Genomic DNA, 23,704 nt, shown 5'->3' on the forward strand with positions numbered 1-23,704 from the left:
GCGTGAAGTTCTTCAACTGGATCGGCACCATGTGGAAGGGCTCCCTGTCCTTCGAGACCCCGATGCTCTGGGCCACCGGCTTCCTCATCACCTTCACCTTCGGTGGTCTGACCGGTGTCATCCTGGCCTCGCCGCCGATGGACTTCCACGTCTCGGACTCGTACTTCGTGGTCGCGCACTTCCACTACGTCGTCTTCGGCACGGTGGTCTTCGCGATGTTCTCCGGCTTCCACTTCTGGTGGCCGAAGATGACCGGCAAGATGCTCGACGAGCGCCTCGGCAAGATCACCTTCTGGACGCTGTTCATCGGCTTCCACGGCACCTTCCTGGTCCAGCACTGGCTGGGTGCCGAGGGCATGCCCCGTCGTTACGCGGACTATCTCGCGGCCGACGGCTTCACCGCCCTGAACACGATCTCGACGATCAGCTCCTTCCTGCTCGGTCTGTCGATCCTGCCGTTCCTCTACAACGTGTGGAAGACGGCCAAGTACGGCAAGAAGGTCGAGGTCGACGACCCGTGGGGCTACGGCCGCTCGCTCGAATGGGCGACGTCCTGCCCGCCGCCGCGGCACAACTTCCTCACCCTGCCCCGTATCCGCAGCGAATCCCCGGCGTTCGACCTGCACCACCCGGAGATCGCCGCTCTCGACCAGCTGGAGAACGCGCACCACGCTGACAAGGCCCTCGCCGGCGGCAAGGAGGCGGGCAAGTGAAGGTCCAGGGCTGGATGTTCATGTGGCTGAGCGCCTTCGTGCTCGCCATGGCGGTTGTCTACGGCCTCTGGTCCAAGGAGGCGGCCGGTACCACGGCCCTCTTCATGGCCTTCGGCCTCTGCGTCATGATCGGCTTCTACCTGGGCTTCACGGCCCGGCGGGTCGACACCCTGGCGCAGGACAACAAGGAGGCCGACGTCGCGGACGAGGCCGGCGAGGTGGGCTTCTTCAGCCCGCACAGCTGGCAGCCCCTCGCCCTCGGCATCGGTGGCGCGCTGGCCTTCCTCGGCGTGGCCATCGGCTGGTGGCTGCTGTACTTCTCGGCGCCCCTCATCGTGATCGGCCTCTTCGGCTGGGTCTTCGAGTACTACCACGGTGAGAACCGCACGCAGTAGCACACGCGATCCGCACCCGGGCCCGGACACTCCGTCAGGAGAGTCCGGGCTCGTGCTTTTGCCGCACGTCCGGTCCCTCGTCCGAGTGACCCACCGCGCCGCCGCTGACGAACCTTCATAGCCTCGGCTCATGAACCACTCTCCGCGTATCCGCACCGTCGTCGGCTGCACCCTGCTGGTGATCTCCCTCGGCGCGGGCGGCACCGCCTGCGGGTCCGGCGGCGGCGACCCGCTGTCGGCCACGCCGTACGACGCGGCGGGGCAGATCTCCTTCAACGGCCTGTCCGCCAAGGGCAAGAAGGCCGACCCCGACAAGCCCCTGGAGGTCACCGCCTCCGGTGACGACGGGCGGATCACGGACGTCACGGCCACCGACGCCACGGGACGCTACGTCACGGGCGAACTCAACGCCGACGGCACCCGGTGGCGCAGCACCTCCCCGCTGGCCGCCAACGCCCACTACACGGTCCGGGTGAGCACGGAGGACGAGGACGGCGCCCCCGGCCGCAAGGTCATCGAGTTCGACACCACGAAGCCGACCAGCAAGCAGAGCCTGACCGTGAAGTTCGGTCCGGACGCGGGCAGCTACGGCGTCGGCCAGCCGGTCACCGCCCAGCTGAACAAGCCCGTCAAGGACAAGGCGCAGCGGGCCATTGTGGAACGCGCCCTGAGGGTGGACTCCGTGCCCGCCGTGGAGGGCGCCTGGCACTGGGTGGACGACACGGAACTCCACTACCGGCCCAAGGACTACTGGCCCGCCCACGCCACCGTCCAGGTGCGCAGCGACCTCGACGGCGTGAAGATCAGCGACCGTCTGTGGGGCGGCAGGTCCAAGGGGCTCAAGCTCACCACGGGCGACAAGATCGTCGCCGTGACGGACGCCGCGTCCCACGAGATGACGGTCTACAAGAACGGCGAGGAGATCAACGAGATCCCCGTCACCACCGGCAAGCCCGGCTTCGAGACCCGAAACGGCGTCAAGGTCGTACTGGGCAAGGAGTACTTCGTACGGATGCGCGGTACCACCGTCGGCATCTCCGAGGGCTCCTCGGACTCGTACGACCTCCCCGTGTACTACGCGACCCGCGTCACCTGGAGCGGCGAGTACGTCCACGCCGCCCCCTGGTCCGTGGGCTCGCAGGGCTCCGCGAACGTCAGCCACGGCTGCACCGGCATGAGCACCAGCAACGCCGAGTGGTTCTTCGACACCATCCACGAGGGTGACGTCGTCAAGGTCGTCAACTCCAACGGCGACGACATGGAACCCTTCGGCAACGGCTTCGGCGACTGGAACCTGGACTGGAAGAAGTGGCGCGCGGGCAGCGCCCTGGTGGGCGGAACACCGGACGCTCCGAGGCCGGAGGACGCGGCACGCTTGAGGCCGGAGTCGGTGTGAAGTGCCCCGTAAGGGGCGCGGGGAACTGCGCGAGCAACCACAACCGGCCCGCAGCCGCGAGACTACGGGCCGCCCCACCCCACTAGGCGCTCAGAGCCCGCTTCTCACGCAACAGAGACGCCAGAGCGGCCGCGAACTCGACAGGGTCCACCGGCAGGGTCACCGCCGCGTCCGCGCGGCTCCACGTGGCCAGCCACGCGTCCTGCGGACGCCCGATGAGCACCAGCACCGGCGGGCAGTTGAAGATCTCGTCCTTGACCTGACGGCACAGCCCCATGCCGCCCATCGGCACGGACTCCCCGTCGAAGACGCACACATCGATCCCGCCCCGGTCCAGCTCCTTCAGGGCCGCCGCGGGCGTCGCGCACTCCAGGAACTCCACCAGCGGCGCGTCCGGAGCGGGCCGGCGCCCGGTGGCCAGCCGCACTTGCTCGCGGGTGTTGGAGTCGTCGCTGTAGACGAGCACCGTGGCAGTCGGCTGCATTGTTCCTCCGCGTCGTCGATCGGGAACTCCAGGTACCGGTGCGGCGGATGCTACTCCCTTGAACACCCCGTCAACACCTGTTGGAACACCCCTGCGATGGGCCATACGGGCAGTACACACGCTGCGAACACTCCGAACGGCACCCCCCGGAGTGAGGGCGGGATAAGCGACCGACATAATGTCGGTCGTGGCGACAGCAACGACAGTAGAAACCGGGCACGCGCACCCGTCGGTCAACCGGCCGAACCTCACCAGCGTCGGAACCATCATCTGGCTGAGTTCCGAGCTGATGTTCTTCGCGGCCCTCTTCGCGATGTACTTCACCCTGCGATCGGTGACCGGTCCGGATCACTGGAAGGAGATGGCGAGCCATCTCAACCTTCCGTTCTCCGCGACCAACACCACGATCCTGGTGCTCTCCTCCCTCACCTGCCAGCTCGGCGTGTTCGCCGCCGAGCGCGGGGACGTGAAGAAGCTCAGGGGCTGGTTCATCATCACGTTCGTGATGGGTGCGATCTTCATCGGCGGTCAGATCTTCGAGTACACGGAGCTGGTGAAGAAGGACGGCCTGTCGCTGTCCTCCGACCCGTACGGCTCGGTGTTCTATCTGACCACCGGCTTCCACGGCATGCACGTGACGGGCGGCCTCATCGCCTTCCTGTTCGTCCTCGGCCGCACCTACGCGGCGAAGAGGTTCACCCACGAACAGGCGACCGCGGCCATCGTCGTGTCCTACTACTGGCACTTCGTCGATGTCGTCTGGATCGGCCTCTTCGCCACGATCTACTTGATCAAGTAGTCGGGCCCGATCCCGCGCGCAGCCAAGAAGCGCACATTCCAGAAGCATCGACGCAGAAGATCCTGACACCGGGGTAATCCGTGAAAAAGCTCTCCACACGACGACGCCATCCGCTGGCGGCGGTCGTCGTACTACTCCTCGCGCTGGCGGTCTCCGGGGGGGTGTACAGCCTGCTCGCGCCCGCGAGCAAGGCGCAGGCCGACGAGTCCGCTCAGTCCCTCTCCATCGACGAGGGCAAGAAGCTCTTCGCCGTCGGTTGCGCCAGCTGCCACGGCACCGGCGGTCAGGGCTCCTCCGACGGGCCGAGCCTCGTGGGCGTCGGCGCCGCGGCGGTCGACTTCCAGGTGGGCACCGGCCGTATGCCGGCCCAGCAGCCGGGCGCCCAGATCCCGGCCAAGAAGGTCATCTACTCCCAGGCCGAGATCGACCAGCTCGCGGCGTACATCGCCTCGCTGGGCGCGGGTCCCGCCATCCCGACGAAGAACGAGTACGGGCCGGAGGGTTCGGACATCGCCAAGGGCGGCGAGCTGTTCCGCACCAACTGCGCCCAGTGCCACAACTTCACCGGCAAGGGCGGCGCGCTGACGCACGGCAAGTTCGCGCCGAGCCTCGAAGGCGTAGCCCCCAAGCACATCTACGAGGCCATGCAGACCGGCCCGCAGAACATGCCTTCCTTCCCCGACACCACGCTGTCGTCGAAGAACAAGAAGGACATCATCGCGTACCTCAACGCGGTCAACGGCGACAACACCGAGAGCCCCGGCGGTCTTGAGCTGGGCGGTCTCGGTCCGGTCAGTGAGGGTCTCTTCGCCTGGATCTTCGGTCTGGGCGCGCTGATCGCGGTAGCCGTCTGGGTCGCCGCTCGGACCGCAAAGGCCAAGAAGTCATGAGTAGCCAAGACATTCCAGAAGAGAACCTGCCCGCTGAGCAGGACGCGCACGGCGCGGTGTCGGTCGCGGACGAGAACGACCCGTTCGCCGACCCGGGACTGCCGCCGCACGAGCACCGGGTCCAGGACATCGACGAGCGGGCCGCCAAGCGGTCCGAGCGCGTCGTCGCCTTCCTGTTCACGCTGTCGATGCTCCTCACGGTCGGCTTCATCGCCTCCTACGTGGCGATCCCGTCCGACAAGTCGATCTTCGTCTTCCCGATCGGTCACATCAGCGCGCTGAACTTCGCGCTGGGCCTGACCCTCGGCGGCGCGCTCTTCACCATCGGCGCGGGCGCGGTCCACTGGGCCCGCACCCTGATGTCCGACGTGGAGATCGTCGACGAACGGCACGCGATCGAGGCGCCCCCGGAGGTCAAGGCCAAGGTCCTGGCCGACTTCAAGCAGGGTGCCAAGGAGTCCGCGCTCGGCCGTCGCAAGCTGATCCGCACCACGATGTTCGGCGCGCTGGCGATGTTCCCGCTCTCCGGTGTCGTGCTGCTGCGCGACCTCGGCCCGCTGCCGGGGACGAAGCTCCGCCACACGCTGTGGTCCAAGGGCAAGCTGCTCGTCAACATGAACACGAACCTGCCGCTGCGTCCCTCGGACGTGGCCGTCGGCTCGCTCACCTTCGCCAAGCCCGAGGGCCTGGAGGAGACCGACGAGGAGTTCCAGACCGAGATCGCCAAGTCGGCCCTGATGATCGTCCGGCTCCAGCCGGAGAACATCAAGGACAAGCGCGAGCTGGAGTGGGCGCACGAGGGCATCGTGGCCTTCTCGAAGATCTGCACCCACGTCGGGTGCCCGATCTCCCTGTACGAGCAGCAGACGCACCACGTGCTCTGCCCGTGCCACCAGTCCACCTTCGACCTCTCCGACGGTGCCCGAGTGATCTTCGGCCCGGCCGGTCACGCCCTGCCGCAGCTGCGCATCGGTGTGAGCGACGAGGGTTACCTCGAAGCGCTCGGCGACTTCGAGGAGCCCGTCGGTCCTGCATTCTGGGAGCGCGGATGAGCACCAACGAGACTCAGACATCGGCCGCTGCCGCGTCGGGTGAACGGCGCGACAAGGCGCCGGCCGGCGAGCGGATCGCCACCTGGGCGGACGGCCGGCTGGGGATCTACTCCCTGGCCAAGACCAACATGCGCAAGATCTTCCCCGACCACTGGTCGTTCATGTTGGGCGAAGTGTGCATGTACAGCTTCATCATCATCATCCTCACGGGTGTGTATCTGACGCTGTTCTTCCACCCGTCGATGAACGAGGTGACGTACCACGGCAGCTATGTCCCGCTCCAGGGGCAGCTGATGTCGGAGGCGTTCAACTCGACGATGCACATCTCCTTCGATGTGCGCGGTGGTCTGCTGATCCGTCAGATCCACCACTGGGCGGCGCTGATCTTCGTCGCCGCGATGATGGTCCACATGATGCGCGTCTTCTTCACGGGCGCGTTCCGCAAGCCGCGCGAGGTCAACTGGCTGTTCGGCTGGCTGCTGCTGGTCCTGTCGCTGTTCACCGGCTTCACCGGCTACTCGCTCCCGGACGACCTGCTGTCGGGCACCGGCGTGCGGTTCATCGAGGGCGTGCTGCTGTCGATCCCGATCGTCGGCACGTACATCTCGTTCTTCGTCTTCGGCGGCGAGTTCCCGGGCGGCGACTTCGTGGCACGGTTCTACGCCGTCCATATCCTGCTGCTGCCGGGCATCATGCTCGGCCTGATGGTGGCGCACCTGATCCTGGTCTTCTACCACAAGCACACGCAGTTCGCGGGTCCCGGCAAGACGAACAAGAACGTCGTCGGCATGCCGCTGCTGCCGGTCTACATGGCCAAGGCCGGAGGCTTCTTCTTCCTGGTCTTCGGTGTCATCGCGACCATCGCGGCGATCGCCTCGATCAACCCGATCTGGGCGATGGGCCCCTACCGTCCCGACATGGTGTCCACGGGCGCCCAGCCGGACTGGTACATGGGCTTCGCCGAGGGTCTGGTGCGTGTGATGCCGGGCTGGGAGATCAACGCGTGGGGTCACACGCTCGTCCTGGGTGTGTTCATCCCGATCGTGGTCTTCCCGCTGGTGCTGGTGGCCATCGCCGTCTACCCGTTCGTCGAGTCCTGGGTCACCGGCGACAAGCGCGAGCACCACATCCTGGACCGGCCGCGCAACGCCCCGACCCGTACCGGGTTCGGCATGGCCTGGCTGTCGGCGTACTTCGTGATGCTGATCGGTGGTGGGAACGACATCTGGGCGACCCACTTCCACCTCTCGATCAACACCATCACCTGGTTCGTGCGGATCGGTTTCTTCGTCATCCCGGTCCTCACGTTCATCGCCACCAAGCGGATCTGCCTCGGCCTCCAGCGCCGCGACAAGGACAAGGTGCTGCACGGCCGTGAGTCCGGCATCATCAAGCGCCTGCCGCACGGTGAGTTCGTCGAGATCCACGAGCCGCTCAGCCAGGACGCGCTGCACACGCTCACCGCGCACGAGCAGTACGTGCCGGCCGCGATCGGCGCGACGGTCGACGAGAACGGTGTCGAGCGCAAGGTCAAGGGCTCCGAGAAGCTGCGCGCCAAGCTCAGCGAGGCGTACTACGGCGAGGAGTCCCAGATCGCCAAGCCCACCGTCGAGGAGTACAAGGAGATCACGAGCGGCCACGGCCACCACTGATCGCTGAGGCGTCGCCACGCCGAAGTCGAAGGGCCCCGTCCGACCACCGGACGGGGCCCTTCGCCGTCAACGGCGGCCTGCGTCAGCGGGGTTCGGGGATCATGAGGAGCGGGCCGGAGCTGAGACTCATGTGCGGGCGCGGGCGGATCGTGGTGTGCGGCACCGGGCGCAGCCGCCAGCGTGCGGCGATCGAGGCGAGGGCCAGGGTCGCCTCGGTCATGCCGAACACGTCCCCGATGCACTTGCGGCTCCCGGCGCCGAACGGCAGGTAGCTGCCCCGCGTCACGTCCTCGGCCCGGGCGGGCAGCCACCGGTCGGGGTCGAAGGACTCGGGGTCGGTGAACAGGGCGGGGTTGTGGTGCAGGACGTAGGGGCTGATCAGGATGTCCGTGCCGGCCGGCAGTTCCCGGCCCGCGAGTTCGGTGGACTCGACGGTGGTCCGGGTGAACAGCCAGGCCGGCGGGTAGAGCCGGAGGCTCTCCGTGAACACCCGCTGGGTGCGGTCCAGTCGGGGAATGTCGGCATACGCGGGTGTACGGCCGTCCAGGACCTCGTCGAGTTCGGTGTACAGGGCGGTCTCGGCGGCGGGGTTGCCGCCGAGCAGATGGAAGCTCCAGGTGAGGGCACTGGCCGTGGTCTCGATGCCGGCCAGCAGCAGGGTCATGACCTGGTCGTGGATCTCCTGGTCGTCGAGGCGCGCCCCGGTCTCCGGGTCCTCCGCGGCCAGCAGGGCCGACAGCAGGTCGCCGCGGTCGGTGGACGCGCCGCGGTAGTCCTCGACGATCCGGCGGATCAGCGCGTGCAGACCCGAAAGCGCCTTGTTGAAACGGCGGTTGGCCGCGATGGGCAGTCTGGCGAGCAGCCCGGTGGGGTCCATCGCCTGCCGGTAGGCGCCGTGCACGATGACCGGCAGCGAGCGCTGGATCTCGGCGACCGCCCGGTCCGCGATGTCGGTGGAGAACAGGGCGCGGGCCGTGACCCGGGCGGTCAGCGTCTGCATCGCGATGCTGAGGTCGAAGGGCCGGCCCGCCTCCCACGCCTGTGCCTCCGCGGCGCATTCGTCCCGCATCACCTCGGCGTAGCCGGGCAGCCGGGCGGGGTGGAAGGCCGGCTGCACCAGCCGCCGCTGTCTGCGGTGGTCCGTCCAGTCCGAGGTGATCAGGCCGTTGCCCAGGATCGGGCGGGCCTTGTCCTTCACGGGACCGCCGGTGTCGTAGACGCGGGCGTTGAGCAGTACCTCGTGGACCAGGTCCGGATGGCAGGGCAGATAGGCGCGGCTCGGGCCGAGCCGGAGCTCGACCAGGTCGCCGCGGGCGGGCAGGGAGGTCAGGAACTCCAGGGGGCTGCGGCCCATCCGCACCGCGTGTCCGACCAGCGGCAGAGCGCCGGGGGCGACCGCGTGGCGCCAGTGGTGGGCGGCGGGCGGTCGGCGTGTCCTCGTACTCATCCGTGGGTCAGCCTCTTTCGCGGGTGGTCGCGTGTCGTCCCGGGGTCTCCTGCGCTCGGCGCGGTTCGCAGAGCATGGGCAGCGGACCGGCTTCCAGGGTGGCCTTCGGTTCCGGCCGCAGTGTGGTCCCGGGGACGGGGCGCAGCCGCCAGCGGCTCGCGACCGTGGCCACGATGAGGGCGGTCTCGGTGAGGGCGAGGACGTCCCCGATGCACTTGTGACTGCCCGCGCCGAACGGCAGCAGTGCCCCGCGCGGTACCTCCTTGGCGCGGTCGCCGATCCACCGGCCGGGGTCGAACTCGCCCGGATCGGGGAAGAGTTCGGGATTGCGATGCAGGGCCTGGGCGCTGTAGAGCACGAGGGTGCCCGCCGGGACGGGGTGGCCGCCCAGTTCGGTGTCGACCGCCGCCACCCGCATCGACAGCCAGGACGGGGGGTACAGCCGCAGCGCCTCCGTGATGACGGCGCGGGTGTACTCCAGCTCCGGCAAATCCTCGTAGCCGGGGGAGCGGTCGCCCACGGTCGCGTCGAGCTCCGCGTGCACCCGCCGCTCGGCCTCGGGATGCGTGCCCAGGAGGTGGAACACGAACGCGAGGGTCGAGGCGGTGGTCTCGCTGCCGGCCACCAGGAACGTGACGACCTGGTCGAGGATCTCCTCGTCGGCCAACTTCTGCCCGGTGTCCGGGTGTTCGGCCCGCAGCAGGGTGGAGAGCAGATCGCTCTCGGCGGCCGCGGACCGGCGGCGGTCGCCGATCATCGACGCGACGATCTCCCGGAGCCGGCGGTTGGCGTGGTCGTAGCGTCGGTTTCCGGGGGTGGGGAGCTTCTCCAGGAAGTCCAGCGGGGAGATCGTGCGCTTGTAGATGCCCTGCGAGACGATCCGCAGACAGTGCCGGGCCTCCTCCACCGTCCGTTCGTCGGCGCCGGTGGAGAACAGGGTGCGGGCGGCCACCCGCATCAGCAGGGCGTGCATGGCCTCGCCGATGTCCTGGGTCCTTCCGGGCTGCCAGGCGCCGATCGCGGCCCGGGTGTCGTCCCCCACGGCCGCGGTGTACTCGGCGATCTTCGTGGCATGGAACGCCGGCTGGATCACGCGCCGTTGATGGCGGTGCTCGTCGCCGCGCGACACCGACAGGCTGTTGCCCAGCAGCTGCCGTGCCTTGTCGAACAGGCCGCCCTTGTCGAAGATCCGCGGGTTGACCAGGACGTGGTGGACCAGATCGGGATGGCAGGCGAGATAGGCGCGGCTGGTCCCGAGCCTGATCTCGACCACATCGCCCCGCGCGGGCAGGGCGGCCAGGAATTCAAGCGGACGGCGCCAGAGCGCGAGCACATGCCCCAGCAGCGGCACCGCGCCCGGGGCGGCGCCGAAGGACCAGGAACGGGCGGGTTTTTCGGACACCTCGGCCGGATTCACGTCTCTCGCTCTCCTATTGAATACGCGAATTGACGTTGTTCACGGCTGCTTTGTACCGTTTGTTGCTCGTGGTCCAGACGAAGTTGCCGTAGATGAGGTCCAGAAAGACATCGCGTGTGATCTCGTCGAACGACTTGATGCACTCCACGTCCTCGACGATGTCGTCCAACCGCTCCTGGAAGAACTTCTCGAACGCTTCGGGGTCCGATACGTCGCACAGCCGGAAACAGTTGGTGATCTGTCCCAGCGCGATCTCGCGATCGTACGAGTAGAAGTCGTTGACGATCGCCAGGCCTCTGGTGGTCATTCGCGCGGCAAGGCCGGACTTCGCGTGTTCCGTGAATTCTCGGTGGCGGTAGATCGGGTACGACATCTTCATCCAGAAGTCGACGCCGACATCTGTCACGCGGAACCGGAAGTACTGTTCCGGGGAGGTGTTGCAGAGTACTTCCTTGATGGGGGAATTGCGGAACATGTGATCGCTGGTGACGAAAGCGCGGGCGCCTTCGTAGGCGAAACGGGCGTCCTCCTCGCCGTAGTACCGCTTGCATATCTTGCGCAGTTCGGGGAGGAACGTCGCGAAGTCGTGCAGGGCCGGGTCCATGTCGTCCCACACGAAGGTGACGCAATTCAGGATGCAGACCGCCTTGAACGCCTCCATGTCCCTGATGTGGCGGGCGCTCTGCGACCACCGGACGACATCCATGTAGGAGATCCAGCGTTCGTCGGACACGGACTTGCCGAAGGCCGCGACCGCCGTATTGCACGCGTCGATGACTTCCCGCAGCTCGGCGTCCGTCAGCTGCACCATCTGCGGCCGGTGGCCGATGCGCTGCTGGAACACCTCGGCGAACCGCTCGGTGCTCCGCTGCCAGTGGCGCATCATGCCGGGGGCGGCGGCGGTCTCGGGGGCGGAGATTTCAGTGGTCATGAGTCCCTCGTCGTGGCCGTACGGGCGATTCGCTTTAGGGCGCCGACGGCGTCGGCGGTGAACGGCGCGTCGTCGAGCGCGCCCAGTGCCTGCCGCAGCCGGTCGTCGATCATCTGCTCGACGGTCTCCCGGGCGCGGACCGCCTCGAAGATCCCGCGCACCACGCTCGCTCCCTCCTCGTCCAGCGAGGGATCGCCCACCAGCCGGCGCAGCGTCGCCTCCTGCCGCGCGTCCGCGGCCCGCAGGGCGAGCGCGGTCAGCGTGGTGTTCTTGCCGGCGCGCAGATCGTCCAGGCGCGACTTGCCGGTGACCCGCGGGTCGCCGTAGACGCCGAGGAGGTCGTCGCGCAGCTGAAACGCTTCGCCCAGTGGGAGGGCGTACGAGGTGAAGGCGGCCATGGCCCCGGCGTCCGCGCCCGCGATGGCGGCGCCGACGTGCAGGGGGCGCTCGATCGTGTACTTGGCCGTCTTGTAGCGGTAGACGTTCAGCGTGGCCTCGACGTCGTCCGTCAACTCCCCGGTGGCGTGCAGATCCAGGTACTGGCCGAGCATCACCTCGGTGCGCATCCGGGACACCAGCGGCAGCACCACCTCGAACTGTGCGGGGGTGAGACCGGCCCCGTGCAGAAGCTCGTCGGACCAGGTCAGTGCCAGGTCGCCGAGCAGCACCGCCGCACTCATGCCGAACCACTCGACCTCGTCCGGGCCCCGGCACGAGGCGTGCTGGGCGGCCAGGGCGCGGTGCACGGTGGGGCGGCCCCGGCGGGTGTCGCTCAGGTCCATGACATCGTCGTGGATGAGCGCGAACGCGTGGAACATCTCCAGGCAGGCGGCCACCCGGAACACCGGGCCGGCGTTCTCGCCGCCGCCGACCGCCTGCCAGCCGGTCACGCACAGCAGGGGGCGAACGCGTTTCCCGCCCGACAGGAAATCCCGGACCAGGCCGGAGAGATACGGCAGATGAGGTTGGCTGACGGAACTGTCCTTCTCCGTCAGGAATTCGGCGAGCGCTTCGTCCACCGACCGGCGAATCATTTCCGGTTCCAGGACGTCCGGACTGGCTAATGGCGTCGTCATAGAGTGGTTCTCCTCTAGTCCGGCGAAGTTTTGCTCATGGCGCACAGCTGGTGGGAATTGCCGCGATGAAAGGGTGAGTGAAGCGTGCGTACCAGGGGCGCTGCCTGTCGGCTATCGCCCGGCTCCGACTCTGGGCGACATCACGCGAAAAGCGCGGTTCCAAGCCCTGAAGAGTCCCTCGCACACCACTCGACTTTCCCCCGTCCGAACGGCCGACTTGTGTGAAGCCCGGCCAGTCTAGGCACACGCTCACCGGATTCGGAAGGGAGCCCTTGGGCGTCCGGGACGGTGAGTGGGATCACGACGGACCACCCGCTGTCGCGGCCTCATACCCAGAGTCGGTGACGCTTGAACATGGTTGCGTCACGTTGAGTGCTGGGGTACGTTCGATCGAGTTGATCAACCCGGTCGGCCAACATTCGTGAGCCCAGATCTATTCATGTTGGTCTTATGCACGGCGGCGGAATGGGATCTGCCGGAGATGCTGCGGTCGCGTGCGTCGAATTCGACGGATGCCGAACAAGTCCGTCGTTCCCCACTGATAGTCGGTGTCCTCCACGACTCGGCGAGCCGGTCCGAGCGCCGCCGCAACGCTCCCCGGGTCGCACGCCGGACGCCGACCCGGGCATCGTCGTCCGGGGTACGGACAGCGCCTCTCCGGGGTCCTCCCGGCTGGATAGGGTGGGCACGTGCTCCCTCTTGTGGGAGTTCCCCTCTCTTACGACACCCAGGAGCGGCCTTATGAGCGCTGTGACCCCCGCTGGAGGCGACACCGCGGCGGCCCGTTCCTGGCCCGACGTGCTGAGTGCTCTGCTGGCCGGGCAGGATCTGAGCACCGCCGACACGGCGTGGGCGATGGACCGCATCATGAGCGGTGAGGCCGCGGACGCGCAGATCGCGGGCTTCCTGGTGGCGCTGCGCGCCAAGGGCGAGACGGTCGAGGAGATCACCGGTCTCGTCGAGACGATGTACGCCCACGCGAAGCCGCTGCACATCCCGGGGCCGGCCGTCGACATCGTCGGTACGGGCGGCGACCGGGCCAAGACGGTCAACATCTCGACGATGTCCGCGATCGTGATCGCGGGCACCGGCGCGCAGGTCGTCAAGCACGGCAACCGCGCCGCGTCCTCCGCGAGCGGCTCCTCCGACGTGCTGGAGAAGCTCGGTATCAACCTGGACCTGCCGACCGAGCAGGTCGCGCGGGTGGCGGCGGAGGCCGGGATCACCTTCTGCTTCGCGGCCAAGTTCCACCCCTCGATGCGGTTCGTCGGCGCGGTCCGGGGAGCGCTGGGCATTCCGACCGCGTTCAACCTCCTGGGCCCGCTCACCAACCCGGCGAAGGTCACCTCGTCGGCGATCGGCTGCTTCGACACCCGCATGGCCGGGCTCATCGCGGGCGTACTGGCCGAACGCGGCTCGTCCGCGCTGGTGTTCCGGGGCGACGACGGTCTCGACGAGCTGACCACCACCGCCACCTCCCGGGTGTGGACCGTCCGCGACGGCAAGGTCACCGAGGAGTCCTTCGACCCCCGGGACGTCGGTCTCGACCTGGTCCCCGTCGAGGCCCTGCGCGGCGCCGACCCCGACTACAACGCGGGCGTCGCCCGCCGGCTGCTGGACGGCGAGCCGGGCCCGGTCCGCGACGCCGTACTCCTGAACTCGGCGGCTGCCCTGGTCGCGCTGGAGCGGGGGGACGGGCCGCTGGCGGACCGGATCCGGGCCGGGATGGAGAAGGCCGCCGAGTCGATCGACTCGGGGGCGGCCAAGCGGACCCTGGAGCGCTGGGCCGCGGCCACCAACGCGTAGCCCAGCGGCGGTTGTCATACCGCGATGTGATTCTGTGACGTCGTCCCGCGATCCGGACACGGGTTGCGGGGCGGCGATCACCTCACGTAAGTTTTCCGATCAGGTCATGAGTGACAGTCATGAGGCCCCGGCCGACTGTCCGGCAACCCTCCGTCCGTGGCGGGGTGCCCCGGGTGAAGACCAGGCCGTGGGCAGCGAGGTCCTCGGCAAGCGCGGGCCCCTCGAAAGACACCAGGGGTCCTGGTCATCGAGGGAGCCCTCTGTGAGCAAGCGAATGCGATAGGGCGTCGAGCCCCGCCTCCGCATACCCCCTTTCACCTCCTCCGTGCTGGAGCCGTCCGCGCTCGCACGGCGGAACCCCCTTGCCTCTCACAGGAGTTCGCCATGTCTGTCGTCACCACGGCCGCCCCCCGGACCATTTGTGCCCCGCTGCCCGTTCTCGGCCGGGATGTCGCCGTCCCGCTCGTCACGGGCGGCGAAGTCACCTACGCGGCGCTCGACTACGCGGCCAGTGCCCCCGCCCTCCAGCGCGTCTGGGACGACGTGGCGGCCTACGCCCCCTACTACGGCAGCGTCCACCGCGGCGCCGGCTACCTCTCGCAGCTCTCCACGGACCTCTTCGAGAACGCCCGGCGGACGGTCGAGGAGTTCCTGGACTGCCGTCCCGAGGACCAGCTGGTCTTCACCCGCTCCACCACGGACTCCCTGAACCTCCTCGCCGCGGCCCTCCCCGCCGACTGCCAGGTGTTCGTCTTCGAGACCGAGCACCACGCGTCCCTGCTGCCCTGGAAGGACGCCCGGGTCACCTACCTCGACGCCCCGCGCACCCCGGCCCAGGCCGTCGAGACCCTGGAGCTGGCCCTCGCCGCCCGCGACCCCTACGGCCCGGCCCTGGTCTGCGTCACCGGCGCCTCGAACGTCACCGGCGAACTGTGGCCGGTCCGCGAACTCGCCGCCGCCGCGCACGCCCACGGCGCCCGGATCGTCCTGGACGCCGCCCAGCTCGCCCCGCACCACCCGGTCTCCGTCCAGGACCTCGACGTCGACTGGATCGCCTTCTCCGGCCACAAGCTCTACGCCCCCTTCGGCTCCGGCGTCCTCGCCGGCCGCGCCGACTGGCTCCAGGCCGCCGACCCCTACCTCGCGGGCGGCGGCGCCAGCCGCAAGGTCACCCGGCGCGAGGGCGGGGGAGTGGACGTCGAGTGGCACGACAGCGCCGCCCGCCACGAGGCCGGCTCCCCGAACGTCATCGGCGCCTACTCCATCGCGTCGGCCTGCAAGGCACTCACGGAGGCGGGCTTCGACACGCTGGTGGCCCGCGAGCAGTACCTCATCGAGAAGGTCCGGGCGGGCCTGGCCGGGATCCCGGCGGTGAAGGTCCTCTCCCTCTTCGGCGACGACGCCCCGCGCGTCGGCGTCATCTCCTTCGTCGTCGAGGGCTGGAACAGCTCCCACTTCGCCGCCGCCCTCTCCGCCGAGTACGGCATCGGCGTCCGCGACGGCCTCTTCTGCGCCCACCCCCTGGTCCGCACCCTCCTCGGCACCGACCCGCAGACGCAGGGCGAGTGCGGTGCCCCGGAGGCGGCCCCGGGCGAGAAGTCCCTCAACGCGATCCGGGTCAGCTTCGGCGCGGGCACCCCGGACGAGCACGTGGACCGCTTCGTGACGGCCGTGCGGGAACTGGTGACCGACGGCGCCAAGTGGAACTACCGCACGGAGAACGGCCGCTGCGTCCCGACGGTGTGAGGCAAACGCCTTCAGGGACAACCCCCCAGGGGCCCGAGGAACTGCGCGGCCAGCCACAACAAACCGGTCACCCGCACACGATCCGGGCCCCCACCCCCCTAGGCGCCCAACCTCACGAGTCCAACCCGATGGCGAACGCCGCCTCAAGGTCGTGCTGCGAGTACGTCCGGAACGCGACGTGCGTGTCCGTCCCCTCCACCCCCGGGATCTTGCTGATCCGGCCCGGGATGACCTCGGCCAGATCCTCGTGCTGGCGTACCCGCACCATCGCGATCAAGTCGTACGTGCCGGTGACGGAGAAGACCTCGCTCACGGATTCGAGCGCGGCGATCGACTCGGCGATCTCCGGAATCCGGTCCACGCTGGTCTTGATGAGGACGATCGCGGTGATCACGGCTGGTTCTCTCCCTCGGGGACCGTTGCTGGGGCGGCCCTCACTCTAGTCGCACGGCCGAATCGCACCCACGCGTAGCAGAACCCGAGCGTGAAGCCCACCAGGTGGGCGAGGTACGCCACCCCCGGCCCCTGTGCCGCCTGCCCCGCCGCCAGCCATTGCAGGGCCGCCCAGAACGGCAGCACCACCCACGCGGGGAACCGCAGCGGCAGAAAGAAGAGGAAGGGCAGGAGGCTCGTCACACGGGCCCGGGGGAACAGGTACAGGAACGCGCCGAGGACCGCCGAGATCGCCCCGGACGCGCCGACCAGCGACTGCGCGGAGTCCGCGTTGGCCACCGCGTACCCCAGCAGCGCGAGATAGCCGCACACCAGGTAGAAGAGGGTGAACCCGACCCGGCCGAGCCGTTCCTCCGTCATCGCTCCGAAGACGTAGAGGAAGAGCATGTTGCCGAGGAGGTGGACCCAGCTGCCGTGGACGAAGAGGGCGGTGACCGGGGTCAGGGCCTCGCGGGCGGGGGCGGCGAACAGGTCGGCCGGTACCACGCCCCAGTGGCGGAAGTACGTCCGCTGCGCCACGAGCAGCGCGTCCCCGGTGCCGTAGGACGGGACGAAGCCCGAGGACGGGCCGAGGACGAAGATCAGGCAGCACAGGGCGATCAGGGTGTACGTCATCGGTGCGGAGGTGTTCCGGAGGGCTCTGACGGACGCGGTCGCCCAGTTGCTGATCATGGACACAGAGCATGGCGTAACGGGACGTACCGGGTCAGCGTGCCTCGCCGCTGTGGACGGCCGAGCGGCGAGTACCCGCCAGGCCGTAGGGTTACGAGCCACACTCGCCGGGCAGACCGGCGATCACGGAAACTGGAACAAGAAGGAAGCGGACAGCCACGATGACGGTACCCCTGCCGACCGCCTCGACGCGGTGGCGCTGCACCCTCTGCGGCAACCTCACGCGCTTCGACGTGACGCGTTCGTCGAAGGTCGTGGAGTACCTCCACCTGGACCTGGCGGGTGAGCCGAAGGTGGAGGAGCGCGAGGTGGTCAGTGAGACCATCGAATCGGTGCGCTGCCGCTGGTGCAATGCCGTGGACCAGGTGGAACTCGTGGACAGGCCGGGCGCCGGCTCCTGAGAGGGAGTGGCCCCGCACAGGTATTGGGGTGTGAGGGATGGTGGAGAACTCAGGCGGGGGGCCGGGCGACGGCGCCGCCGAGGTGCTCGACCGTCCGCTGCCCGACGGGGTGCGGAGAAGGGTCGTGCAGATCGTCTCCGACGGGTTCGGCGGGCTCACCGTCGCCGAACTGCCCGCACAGCTGCGCCAGTACGCCCGCTTCGCACCCAACCGGCGCGCCAAGTTCGCCGGCAACGCCATGGCCTCCGCGCTGGAGACCGACCCGCTGTTCCGGCAGCGGATCGGGGAGAAGCTGAGAGAGGCGCAGCCGGAACTCACCGGGGCGCTCGACTCCGGCGCGCCGCCCCCGGCCGCGGACCCGCTCGATGTGGCGGCCGCGGCCTATGTGCTGCGCCCCACCGGCTGGGTGAAGCTGGTGACCGCCGCCGGCGAGGAGGCGCTGCGCGCCGACGCCGAGCGCGCCGACGAGGAGAACCGGGCCGAACTGGACCGGCTGCGCGAGGAGTTGGCGCAGGCGCGGGACGCCACCCGGACCGAGACCGAGCGGCTGCGCACCGAACTGGACGCGGCGAAGAAGGAAGCGGAGTCGCTGCACCGCAAGCTGCGCTCCGCCCTCAGTGATGTCAAGCGCGGTGAGGCCGCCCTGCGCAAGCTGCGCGCCGAGACGGACGCGTCGCGCGCCGAGGGCCAGGCCCAGGTGTCCGCGGGCGAGGCCGAGACCCGGCGGCTCAAGGCCCGGCTGGCCGAGGCGGAGGCGGCCCTGGAGGCCACCCGCAAGGCGGCCCGGGAGGGACGCAGCGTCGAGGACATGCGGGTACGGCTGCTGCTCGACACCGTGCTGGACGCGGCCCAGGGGCTGCGCCGGGAACTGGCCCTGCCGCCCGTCTCGGTACGGCCCGCCGAGACCGTGGACGCGGTCGAACCGGGACGAATGACCCCGAAGGACATCGCGGCGCGGGCGCTGTCCGAGCACGACCCGGCGATCCTCGACCAGTTGCTCGCGCTGCCGCAGGCCCATCTGGTCGTCGACGGCTACAACGTCACCAAGACCGGCTATCCCCAAATGCCCCTGGAGAAGCAGCGGTTGAGGCTGCTGGGGCAGCTCTCGCAGCTGGCCGCGCAGACCGGCGCCGAGGTCACCTGTGTCTTCGACGGGGCCGAGCTGGCCGCGCCGGTGCTGCTCGCGCCGCCGCGCGGAGTGCGGGTGCTGTTCTCCAAACCGGGCGTCACCGCCGACGAGTTGATCCGCCAGCTGGTGCGCGCGGAGCCGCCCGGCCGGCCCGTCATCGTCGCGTCGACCGACCGCGAGGTGGCCGACGGCATCGCGAAGGCGGGCGCGCGGCCCGTCGCTTCTGCGGTACTCCTGAAGCGACTGTCGTGAAGGTCAACGTACAGGGTTAATGCCGGAATTGACCGAACCGTCACGCAACGTAGTGTCAATCGACCATCACTGCATGTGGGTTATGGGCAAAGAATGCTTTGAGTGACGGCATTTTTTCGTGTGAGGATTTGAACTGATCACAGGATCATCACTAGGGTCATGCCTCGAACCTCCGAACGGGTGATCACTCAATAGAAGGAGCTCGACTCCGTGGCGTCCCATCGTCGACCGAAGCAGCCGAGCCGCGCGCGTGTCACCGTGCTGACCACCGCAGCCGCAGCCGCCGTTGCCATCAGCGCCCAGGCCGCCAACGCCGCGCCGAGCGAGAAGCCCAGCAAGGACGAGGTCAAGGCGAAGGTCGACGCCCTCTACGAGCAGGCCGAGCAGGCCACCGAGAAGCTCGACGGGGCCCAGGAGAAGCAGGAGAAGCTCCAGAAGGAGATCTCCACCATCCAGGACAACGTGGCCCGCGGCCAGGAGGAGCTGAACAAGCTCCGGGACGGCCTCGGCACGATGGCCAGCGCCCAGTACCGCACCGGCGGCATCGACCCGTCGATCCAGCTCTTCCTGTCCTCGGACCCGAGCGACTACCTCGACAAGGCGTCCACGATGGACCAGTTGAGCGCTCAGCAGGTCGAGGCGCTCACGAAGATCCAGAGCAAGCAGCGCGAACTCGCCCAGGAGCGCGCGGAGGCGAGCACCAAGCTCAAGGACCTCTCCGCCACCCGCACCGAGCTCAAGAAGAAGAAGGACGAGGTCAAGGCCAAGCTGGCCGCGGCCCAGAAGATCCTCAACACCCTGACGGCGGCGGAGAAGGCGTCCCTCGCCCAGGAGCAGGCCAACGCGGCCAGCCGCTCCACCTCCCGCGTGAACCTCGGCAACACCGGTTCCGCCTCCGGCCGCGCCGCCTCCGCGTTCGCCGCCGCCCAGTCCGTGATCGGCTCCCCGTACGTCTACGGCGCCTCCGGCCCCTCCTCCTTCGACTGCTCCGGCCTCACCTCCTGGGCCTACGCGCAGGCGGGCGTCTCCATCCCCCGCACCTCCGAGGCCCAGGCGAACGCCGGCACCCGGATCTACAGCGAGAGCGACCTCAAGGTCGGCGACCTGGTCATCTTCTACGGCGACTACCACCACGTCGGCCTCTACGCGGGCAACGGCCAGGTGCTGCACGCCCCGCACACCGGTGCCGTGGTGCGCTACGAGTCGATCGCCAACATGCCGTTCCAGTTCGGCGTCCGGATCTGATCCCGCCCGTACCCGGTCGTTCCCGACCGCCCGAACGGGCGAATCGCGACACTCCAGGCTGACCCCGCGCCCCGCCGATGACCTGCGTCATAGGCGGGGCGTCACGTTGTGTGTCCGCGGAGGTCTTTGGCCCGCACCCCTTCACAGAGCTACTGTCTGGCGCGTTTCCCCGCATCGGGGGAGCGGTCCGTGTCCGCCAGCGGAAGGAGTGCGGCTTCCCGTGGGATCCCGTCGCCGCCAAGCACCGTCCGGGTTCGACCGAGGCGCCAGCGCCGCAGTCTGTGTGTTCGGCGCCGCCGCGGCGGCCCTGGGCGCCCTGCCGGCCGGCTCCGCCCAGGCCGCGCCGCACGAGGACGCCCGGGCCGAGGTGGACCGGCTCTACCAGGAGGCCGAGAAGGCGACCGAGGCCTACGACAAGGCCGACGAACGCGCCGGGCAGCTGCACCGGCAGGTGAGCGACGCCCAGGACCGGATCGCCCGGCAGCAGCAGCGCATCAACACCATGCGGGACGCGCTGGGCGCACTCGCCGGCGCGCAGTACCGCTCCGGCGGCATCGACCCCACCGTCGCGCTGCTCTTCTCCGACGACCCGGCCGACTACCTCGACAAGGCCTCCGTCCTCGACCGCATCACCACCGAGCAGGCGGGCGAACTCAAGGACCTCCAGGACGCCATGCGCGAACTCGCGCAGGAGCGCAGCGAGGCCACCGGGCACCTCGCCGAACTGGAGCGCAGCCGCAAGGCCGTCGCCACCCACAAGAAGACCGTCGAGAGCAAGCTCGCCAAGGCCCGGCAGATCCTCAACGGCATGCCGCTCGCCGACCGCGCCGCCTTCGACCGGGCCTCCCGCTCCTCCCGCGAGGAGATCCCCGAACTCGGCGCGGGGGTGCCCGCCTCGTCCCGCGCCGCCGCCGCGGTGGCCGCCGCCCGCTCCGCACTCGGCAAGCCCTACATCTGGGGCGCCAACGGCCCCGGCGGCTTCGACTGCTCCGGCCTGATGCAGTGGTCGTACGGCCGGGCCGGCGTCCATCTCCCGCGCACCTCCCAGGAGCAGCGCTACGCCGGGCAGCGGATCCCGCTGTCCCAGGCGCAGCCCGGCGATCTGGTCGTCTACCGCTCCGACGCCAGCCATGTCGCGATGTACGTGGGCCACGGCCAGGTCATCCACGCCCCCTACCCGGGCGCCCCGGTGCGCTACGACCCGGTCGGCATGATGCCCGTCTCGTCGGTCACCAGGGTCTGAACCGGCGCGAAGGGGTCGTACGATCGGGAAGTGACTGGTCGTAGGCGGGCGTCGCGCTCCGGAGTGCTCGCGCTGTGTCTGCTGTTCGGCTCGCTGGTGGCGTGCGGCGGGCAGCCCGCGCCGGACAGCGCGAGGACGGCGGTGCAGCGCCTGCTGGACCGGCAGTCCGCGGCGGTCCTGCGCCACGACGGGGCGGCGTACGCCCGGACCGGCGCGCGCACGGCCTACGAGAACCTGTCCGCCGTACCGTTCGCGTCCTGGTCCTACCGGCTCACCTCGCTGCGCCGCACCGGCGCCACCGCGACCGCCGACGCCCAGCTCGGCTACCGCGTCCGGGGCTACGACACCTCGCCCGTCACGGTCGGCCGCACCCTCACGCTCCGCCTGACCGCCGACGGGCAGTGGTACGTCGACTCCGACCGGCCCGCGAAGAAGGCGGGCCGGCAGCTGTGGGACCTGGGGAAGGTGAGCGTCGTGCAGGGCGCGCACAGCCTGGTGATGGGGGTCGGGCAGTCCGCCGAGGCGCTGCGCGAGTACCGCTCGCTCGCCGACCACGCCGTACCGGCCGTCTCGGCGGTCTGGGGCACCGACTGGACCCGGCACGTCGTCGTGCTCGTCCCCGGCTCCCTGGAGGGCATGGCGGGGCTCCTGGGCGCACCGGCCGCGTCCTACCGGGGCATCGCCGCGGTCACGACGGGCGAGGCGGGCGGCTCGGGCGACGCCCCGGCCGACCGGATCATCGTCAACCCGGAGGCGTACGCCATGCTGGGCCCGACCGGCAAGCAGGTCGTGCTCACCCACGAGACGACCCATGTGGCCACCCGCGCCCGCACCACCTCCGCCACCCCCCTCTGGCTCTCGGAGGGCTACGCCGACTGGATCGGCTACCGGGGCACCGGACGCACCCCGGTGCAGGCCGCCCCCGAGCTCCAGCGCGCGGTCGAGGACGGCGACCCGCCGACCGCGCTCCCCGCCGACAAGGACTTCGGCTTCGACAGCGAGGCCGGCGAACTGGCCCGGGCCTACGAGGGCGGCTGGCTGGCCTGCCGGATGATCGAGGACCACTGGGGCACGGCCCGGCTGGGCAGGTTCTACCGGGCCGTCGGTGCCCACAAGAAGCGGGCGGGCGCGGTGGAGGACGCGATGAAGGACGTCCTCGGGACGACCCTGGACGACTTCACCGCGCAGTGGCGGGACTATCTCAAGGACCAACTCGCCTGATCCGGCCGGGAGATGTCCTCGGCACCGCCGGCCCCGCGTCAGGGCGAGGCCGACGTCGCCTTCGAGCGGGTGGCCTGACTGGGCAGCGGCGGTACGTCCGCCCAGGTGACCGAGGCCCGCCACAGTTCGCGGGCGGCGGTGAGCGCCGCCGCGACCAGGAGGCCGTTGCGCACGGCCAGCAGCGTGATGCCGAGGCCGTTGCTGGCGACCACGTCGGCGAACCGCACCGGGAACTCCAGGACCGTCACGAAGGCCGCCGCCAGCACCAGGCCGACCGGGAGCCGCATACGGCTGGCGCGGAAGCAGGAGCAGACGGCCGCGAGGCCGATCAGCCAGACGACGTACTGGGGGCTGATCACCCGGCTGGTGACCGTGAACATCAGCACCGCCACGAAGGCCGCGTCTGCGAGGGTGTGCGGGAGGAAGCGGGCCGCCATCAGCCGCCAGAAGATCAGCCAGCCGAAGGCGACCGCGGTCAGGCCGAGGGCGGCCGTGCTGACCCAGTTGACGTAGGGGCCGACGAACTCGACCGAGCCGTAGTTCAGGAGCACCTGGCCCTGCCAGCCGAAGTGCCGGGCCACATGGAAGACCAGGGAGCCCAGCGACTCCACCTCCGTGCCCCGCTCGCGCTGGAAGGTCAGGAAGGCGAACGCGCCCGGCATCGACACCGCGAAGACGGCGGCGACCGCGACCGTGGTCACCGCCGCCGCGGTCCACGCGCGGCGCCTGACCGCGCCCAGCAGGAGCAGCGCCGGCCACACCTTGAGCAGGGCGCCGAAGCCCACCAGCGCGCCCATCACCCGCGGATGGCGGGCACCGGCCAGCAGCGCGGCCACGGCGACCGCGGTCACCATTACGTCGTAGCGGGCGTACACCGTGGGGCCCAGCAGCGGGACGCCCGCCACCCACACCCAGGCGCCGCGCAGGGTCCGGCCGGGGCGCAGGCCCGTGTACAGGAGCAGGGCCAGGACGGTCAGGTCGGCGAGGCAGGCGAGGACGAAGAACGCCGACGCGTAGTCGAGGAAGCCCAGCAGGGCGGGGGAGAGGATCGGGAGCGCGGCGGCGGGCGGGTACTGCCAGGTGACGTCGTCCAGCGGGAAGCCGCCGTGCCGCAGGGTCTCGTACCAGCCCTGGTAGATCACCGACACGTCGCTGGTGACGTCCGGGCCGGGGAACACGAACACCTTGAAGACGAACAGCAGCAGCACGACCCGGGTCGCGCCCCAGGTCCCCAGCAGCGCTGCCAGCCGCCGTCCCGCGCCCGCGATCTCCACCTGAGCCCCT

General features: G+C 69.6%; 22 protein-coding genes and 1 riboswitch. Of the genes, 14 read left to right on the plus strand and 8 right to left on the minus strand.

Features of this window, described 5'->3' with window-relative positions:
* The 3 genes from ACIQPR_RS30655 to ACIQPR_RS30665 form a co-directional block, all read left to right on the plus strand.
* Nucleotides 1-713: cbb3-type cytochrome c oxidase subunit I (locus ACIQPR_RS30655; protein ID WP_403654856.1), on the plus strand; the 713-nt coding region annotated here is incomplete at its 5' end.
* Nucleotides 710-1,108, plus strand: coding sequence for a cytochrome c oxidase subunit 4 (locus tag ACIQPR_RS30660; protein WP_403654858.1), 399 nt, complete (start codon nt 710-712; stop codon nt 1,106-1,108). The genes ACIQPR_RS30655 and ACIQPR_RS30660, both read left to right, overlap by 4 nt.
* 130 nt (nt 1,109-1,238) lie before the next feature.
* Complete coding sequence (locus ACIQPR_RS30665; RefSeq protein ID WP_403654860.1) at nt 1,239-2,504, plus strand: Ig-like domain-containing protein; 1,266 nt, start codon at nt 1,239-1,241, stop codon at nt 2,502-2,504.
* An 82-nt stretch (nt 2,505-2,586) separates the two neighbouring features.
* On the opposite strand, the gene ACIQPR_RS30670 is transcribed toward ACIQPR_RS30665, so the two are convergent.
* Nucleotides 2,587-2,988, minus strand: coding sequence for a hypothetical protein (locus tag ACIQPR_RS30670; RefSeq protein WP_403654862.1), 402 nt, complete (start codon nt 2,986-2,988; stop codon nt 2,587-2,589).
* A gap of 178 nt (nt 2,989-3,166) precedes the next feature.
* On the opposite strand from ACIQPR_RS30670, the gene ACIQPR_RS30675 reads away from it, so the two are divergent.
* The 4 genes from ACIQPR_RS30675 to ACIQPR_RS30690 all read left to right on the plus strand — a co-directional run bounded on the left by ACIQPR_RS30675 (nt 3,167) and on the right by ACIQPR_RS30690 (nt 7,381).
* A complete protein-coding gene (locus ACIQPR_RS30675) occupies nt 3,167-3,787 on the plus strand; it encodes a heme-copper oxidase subunit III (protein WP_019067823.1) in 621 nt (206 codons plus the stop codon).
* Between the two features lie 80 nt (nt 3,788-3,867).
* Nucleotides 3,868-4,677 carry a c-type cytochrome gene (locus ACIQPR_RS30680; protein ID WP_403654864.1) on the plus strand — a complete coding sequence of 270 codons (810 nt, stop codon included), beginning with the start codon at nt 3,868-3,870 and terminating at the stop codon, nt 4,675-4,677.
* Nucleotides 4,674-5,729 (plus strand): Rieske 2Fe-2S domain-containing protein, encoded by a 1,056-nt coding sequence (locus ACIQPR_RS30685; protein WP_403654866.1) that lies wholly within the window; start codon nt 4,674-4,676, stop codon nt 5,727-5,729. Before ACIQPR_RS30680 ends, ACIQPR_RS30685 begins: the two co-directional genes overlap by 4 nt.
* Nucleotides 5,726-7,381, plus strand: a complete 1,656-nt coding sequence (locus ACIQPR_RS30690; RefSeq protein ID WP_403654868.1) for a cytochrome bc complex cytochrome b subunit — start codon at nt 5,726-5,728, stop codon at nt 7,379-7,381. Before ACIQPR_RS30685 ends, ACIQPR_RS30690 begins: the two co-directional genes overlap by 4 nt.
* A gap of 82 nt (nt 7,382-7,463) precedes the next feature.
* Here the strand turns inward: ACIQPR_RS30690 and ACIQPR_RS30695 are convergent, their stop codons facing one another.
* Genes ACIQPR_RS30695 through ACIQPR_RS30710 form a run of 4 tightly spaced genes read right to left on the minus strand, consistent with a single transcriptional unit; the run spans nt 7,464 to nt 12,252 of the window.
* Entirely contained in the window at nt 7,464-8,828 is a 1,365-nt protein-coding gene (locus ACIQPR_RS30695; RefSeq protein WP_403654870.1) for a cytochrome P450, read from the minus strand.
* A gap of 7 nt (nt 8,829-8,835) precedes the next feature.
* Complete coding sequence (locus tag ACIQPR_RS30700; protein WP_403654872.1) at nt 8,836-10,230, minus strand: cytochrome P450; 1,395 nt, start codon at nt 10,228-10,230, stop codon at nt 8,836-8,838.
* 28 nt (nt 10,231-10,258) lie between these two features.
* Nucleotides 10,259-11,176 (minus strand): hypothetical protein, encoded by a 918-nt coding sequence (locus ACIQPR_RS30705; RefSeq protein ID WP_403654874.1) that lies wholly within the window; start codon nt 11,174-11,176, stop codon nt 10,259-10,261.
* Nucleotides 11,173-12,252 (minus strand): polyprenyl synthetase family protein, encoded by a 1,080-nt coding sequence (locus ACIQPR_RS30710; protein ID WP_403654876.1) that lies wholly within the window; start codon nt 12,250-12,252, stop codon nt 11,173-11,175. The genes ACIQPR_RS30705 and ACIQPR_RS30710 overlap by 4 nt, the downstream gene beginning before the upstream one ends.
* 741 nt (nt 12,253-12,993) lie before the next feature.
* On the opposite strand from ACIQPR_RS30710, the gene trpD reads away from it, so the two are divergent.
* Both trpD and ACIQPR_RS30720 read left to right on the plus strand, forming a co-directional pair.
* On the plus strand, nt 12,994-14,058 hold the full coding sequence (gene trpD, locus ACIQPR_RS30715) for an anthranilate phosphoribosyltransferase (protein ID WP_403654878.1): 1,065 nt from the start codon (nt 12,994-12,996) through the stop codon (nt 14,056-14,058).
* A 102-nt stretch (nt 14,059-14,160) separates the two neighbouring features.
* A riboswitch (SAM riboswitch) is annotated at nt 14,161-14,277 on the plus strand.
* 165 nt (nt 14,278-14,442) lie between these two features.
* The gene (locus ACIQPR_RS30720; RefSeq protein WP_403654880.1) at nt 14,443-15,804 is read left to right on the plus strand and encodes an aminotransferase class V-fold PLP-dependent enzyme; all 1,362 of its coding nucleotides are present in this window, start codon (nt 14,443-14,445) and stop codon (nt 15,802-15,804) included.
* 112 nt (nt 15,805-15,916) lie between these two features.
* Here ACIQPR_RS30720 and ACIQPR_RS30725 read toward each other — a convergent pair whose 3' ends face one another.
* Nucleotides 15,917-16,198, minus strand: coding sequence for an Lrp/AsnC family transcriptional regulator (locus ACIQPR_RS30725; RefSeq protein WP_019062383.1), 282 nt, complete (start codon nt 16,196-16,198; stop codon nt 15,917-15,919).
* A complete protein-coding gene (locus ACIQPR_RS30730; RefSeq protein ID WP_403654882.1) occupies nt 16,195-16,929 on the minus strand; it encodes a rhomboid family intramembrane serine protease in 735 nt (244 codons plus the stop codon). Before ACIQPR_RS30730 ends, ACIQPR_RS30725 begins: the two co-directional genes overlap by 4 nt.
* Before the next feature lie 161 nt (nt 16,930-17,090).
* Here ACIQPR_RS30730 and ACIQPR_RS30735 point away from each other — a divergent pair, with 161 nt between their 5' ends.
* The 5 genes from ACIQPR_RS30735 (at nt 17,091) to ACIQPR_RS30755 (ending at nt 22,420) form a co-directional block, all read left to right on the plus strand.
* Nucleotides 17,091-17,330 (plus strand): hypothetical protein, encoded by a 240-nt coding sequence (locus tag ACIQPR_RS30735; RefSeq protein ID WP_019067815.1) that lies wholly within the window; start codon nt 17,091-17,093, stop codon nt 17,328-17,330.
* A gap of 37 nt (nt 17,331-17,367) precedes the next feature.
* Nucleotides 17,368-18,711 carry an NYN domain-containing protein gene (locus ACIQPR_RS30740; RefSeq protein ID WP_403654885.1) on the plus strand — a complete coding sequence of 448 codons (1,344 nt, stop codon included), beginning with the start codon at nt 17,368-17,370 and terminating at the stop codon, nt 18,709-18,711.
* Nucleotides 18,712-18,921: 210 nt separating this feature from the next.
* Complete coding sequence (locus ACIQPR_RS30745; protein ID WP_403654887.1) at nt 18,922-19,956, plus strand: NlpC/P60 family protein; 1,035 nt, start codon at nt 18,922-18,924, stop codon at nt 19,954-19,956.
* A gap of 220 nt (nt 19,957-20,176) precedes the next feature.
* The gene (locus ACIQPR_RS30750; RefSeq protein WP_403654889.1) at nt 20,177-21,199 is read left to right on the plus strand and encodes an NlpC/P60 family protein; all 1,023 of its coding nucleotides are present in this window, start codon (nt 20,177-20,179) and stop codon (nt 21,197-21,199) included.
* Between the two features lie 30 nt (nt 21,200-21,229).
* Nucleotides 21,230-22,420 carry a hypothetical protein gene (locus tag ACIQPR_RS30755; RefSeq protein WP_403654891.1) on the plus strand — a complete coding sequence of 397 codons (1,191 nt, stop codon included), beginning with the start codon at nt 21,230-21,232 and terminating at the stop codon, nt 22,418-22,420.
* 38 nt (nt 22,421-22,458) lie between these two features.
* Here the strand turns inward: ACIQPR_RS30755 and ACIQPR_RS30760 are convergent, their stop codons facing one another.
* On the minus strand, nt 22,459-23,694 hold the full coding sequence (locus ACIQPR_RS30760) for a glycosyltransferase 87 family protein (protein ID WP_403654893.1): 1,236 nt from the start codon (nt 23,692-23,694) through the stop codon (nt 22,459-22,461).
* Nucleotides 23,695-23,704: the final 10 nt, after the last annotated feature.

Source organism: Streptomyces sp. NPDC091280 (genome assembly GCF_044768565.1).
Lineage (GTDB): Bacteria > Actinomycetota > Actinomycetes > Streptomycetales > Streptomycetaceae > Streptomyces.